This is a genomic window from Roseomonas rosulenta, from assembly GCF_016106005.1.
In the GTDB taxonomy this organism is placed as follows: domain Bacteria; phylum Pseudomonadota; class Alphaproteobacteria; order Acetobacterales; family Acetobacteraceae; genus Neoroseomonas; species Neoroseomonas rosulenta.
Window position 1 is genome coordinate 1 of sequence record NZ_JACADR010000389.1, and the last position, 3,129, is coordinate 3,129.

Annotated in this window: 3 protein-coding genes; 2 read left to right on the forward strand and 1 reads right to left on the reverse strand. The window is 74.4% G+C overall.

The genetic code is table 11. The annotated features are described in order from the left end of the window. Positions 1–1,206: tetratricopeptide repeat protein (locus HW578_RS24695; RefSeq protein WP_198373356.1), on the forward strand; the 1,206-nt coding region annotated here is incomplete at its 5' end. A 55-nt stretch (positions 1,207–1,261) separates the two neighbouring features. Next, positions 1,262–2,332, forward strand: coding sequence for a Kelch repeat-containing protein (locus HW578_RS24700; protein WP_198373357.1), 1,071 nt, complete (start codon positions 1,262–1,264; stop codon positions 2,330–2,332). Between the two features lie 155 nt (positions 2,333–2,487). Here the strand turns inward: HW578_RS24700 and HW578_RS24705 are convergent. Continuing rightward, on the reverse strand, positions 2,488–3,129 hold a 642-nt coding region (locus HW578_RS24705; RefSeq protein WP_232479257.1), incomplete at its 5' end, for a hypothetical protein.

A 3,129-nucleotide genomic window follows, 5' to 3' on the forward strand; every position in this document is an offset into this window, starting at 1 on the left:
GCCCCGCCCGGCGCGCCCGAACCCCGCGCGCCCGAGCGCGGCGCGCCCTCGGCGCGGCGCCCCTCGGTGCTGGTCGTGCCGGTGCGCAACCTCGCCGGGCCGCGCATCGGGCATCTCGACGCCGCGGTGAACGACGCGGTGCTGGCCGCACTTGCGGCGCTGCGCTCGGTCGCCGTGGTGGTCGAGGTTCCGGGGAGGCCGACGCCCGCGGCGGACTACCTGCTGACCGGGAACATCCATTTGTCCGAAAACCAGCCCCAGGCGGTGCTGCGGTTCATCGACGCGGCCGGCGGCGGGGCGGTGCTGTGGTCGCTCGCCGCCGGGCCCGACCCTGCCCGCCCGGCCGCCTTCGCCGAGGAGGTCGCCGCACTCGCCTGCGCGCGGCTCGAGCACGAGCTGCTGCTGCTCGAGGCCGAGCGCGCCGCGCAGGTGCCGCTTGGCGAGGCGAGCGCGCAGGAGATGGTCCTGCGCGTGCTGCCCGACATCTATCGCCTCGAGCGCGACGCCTTCCTGCGCGCGGGCAAGATCCTGGGCATGGCGGTGAAGCGTGACCCGCGCCTCGCCACCGGCCATGCCTGGCTGGCCTACTGGAACATCCTGCTGGTCGGCCAGGGCTGGGCGGTGCAGGAGCGCGAGGTGCTGGCCGCGGCCGCGGCGGCGGCCGAGCAGGCGGTGCTGCTCGACCCCAAGGATGCGCGGGGGCTTGCCATCGCGGGGCATGCGCGCGGCTTCCTGCACCACCAGGTGCCCGAGGCGCTGTCGCTGTGCCGCCAGGCGCTCGCGATCAACCCGTCGCTGCCGGCGGCCTGGACCTTCTCGGGCATGGCGCATGCGTATTCGGGGGAGCTCGAGACCGGGCGGCGGCACCTGCTGCGCGCGCTGCAGCTGCTGCCGCGCAACCCGCACGCCTTCTTCACCGAGGCCGGGCTCTCCACCGTCGAGATGCTGCTCGGCAATTTCGAGGCGGCGGCCGAGATGGCGCGCGCCGTGCTCCAGATGCAGCCGCGCTTCACCGCGGCGCTGCGCGCGCGCATCGCAGCCCTGGGTCATCTCGGCCGCGATGCCGAGGCGCGCCCGGCGGTCCGCGCACTGCTCGAGATCGACCCGGGCTTCACGCTGCAGCGGTTCCGCCGCGCCGCACCCTATGTGCGGCGGCGCGACATCGACCATTTCCTGAGGGGCTTGCGGCTTGCCGGCGTTGCCTGACATTCCTGCGCGAGAAGGCCGCGAGGCTGCCGGGAACCATCGTGGAGAGAACGGGATGTCGCCGAACCGACGCGCGCTGCTGGCCGGGGGCTTCGGGCTGGCCGCCTCATCCGCCCTGGCGCAGGGCAATCCGCACGCCCATCACGGCGGCCAGTTCGAGAGGCTGAACCAGCCCGGGCGCATCGACCTGCCCGACCTCCACCACGCCCATGCGGTCACCGACAGCCCTGCGCCGCGCGCCGCGCAGCAGGGCGCCTGGCGGGCGCTGTCACCGCTGCCCATCCCGCGCACCGAGATGGCCTGGGCGGTGGAATACCGCGGCCGCATGCACCTGATCGGCGGCTATGCGGAACAGCGCGTCGACCGGCCCTACCACCATGCCTACGATCCGCGCACCGACCGCTGGGAGGAACTGCCGCAGCTGCCGCGCGGCGCCAACCATGTCGGCGTGGCCACGCTGGGCGATCGCATCTACGCCTTCGGCGGCTTCCTCGAGCAGAACCGCACGCCGCATGACGGCGCGTTCGCCTTCGACGGCACCCGCTGGCACACGCTGCGCCGCCTGCCCGAGGCCTGCGGCGCGATGGCCTGCATCGCGCTCGAGGGGAAGATCCACATCATCGGCGGGGCGATCGGGTCGGACAACCGGCGCTCGATCGACTGGCACCTGGTCTACGACCCGCAGACCGACACCTATGCGCGGCGCCAGCCCATGCCGCTCGGGCGCGACCACACCGGGATCGTGGTGGTGGCCGGCGTCATGCACGTCATCGGCGGGCGCGTCGACACCTTCCACACCAATTCGAACCTGCACCACTCCTACGACCCGCGCACCGATGACTGGACCTTCCGCACGCCGATCCCGACCGCGCGCTCGGGCCAGGGCTGCGTGTGGTACCGCGACCGCATCTTCTGCATGGGCGGCGAGGGCACCAACCGCGTCTATGGCCAGAACGAGGCCTTCAACCCCGCGACCAATGCGTGGGAGGCCTATGCGCCGATGCTCACGCCGCGGCACGGCATGGGCGCGGTGGTGATCGGCGACGCGGTCTATGTCGCCGGCGGCGGGCCACAGATGGGCGGCGGGGTGAAGAGCGCGATCAACGAGGCCTTCACCCTGGGCTGAGCGACCGCTTCGAGACCGCCGGCCGCGACCCGCGCCCGCACCGCCACCATCCTGACGGGGTGGCTGGGGGGCGCAGGCCGGCGCGGGAAGTCACACCGCGCCGTCGATGGCCGTCCTGAACGTCCCGTAGGACGGCCCCGGGTGCCGCGCCTGGGTCAACCGGCCCGGCGGCGCTTCGCGCGCTCCCCGCCCCAGCCGGTGCGCTGCACGCGCCGGCGCAGCACCTCCACCGCCAGGGCCTCGGGATTGCCGATGCGCGCGGCGAGTTCGCCGAAGCGCGCAGCGGTCAGCGCGATGCCGCCGATGCTGCCATCGGTATGGCTGGCGATGCCGTGCAGCAGCATCGGCGCCGCGCCGCCGCCCACGCGTTCCAGCAACATGGCCGACCCGCCGAGACTCTCGGCCAGCCGCCGCTCGAGCGCCGCATCGCCGGTGCCGAAGGTCTCCGGCGCAGCGAGGTCGAGCATGGCGACCACGCGCCAGCTGCCAGTCGCCGCCGCCCCGCCGGCCCGCCCGGGCGTGGCCTCGGCATTGCCCAGTGCCTGGGACAGCGCCGGCCGGGGCGCCCATTCCGCGGCGACCGGGCCGAACGTCACCGCGCCGTCGCTCTCCAGCCGCAGCCGCGGCGCCTGCTGCCCTGGCGGCACCTCGATGACAATGCGCGTGCCGGTCGCGCGCACCCATTCGTCGCCGCCGGCCCGGCGCAGCCCGCGCCAGGCCAGGACCACGAGCGCCACGGCCCCCAGCAGGAACAGCATGCCGAGGATCATGGCGCGGCCGCCGGGGGCTTGGCCGAG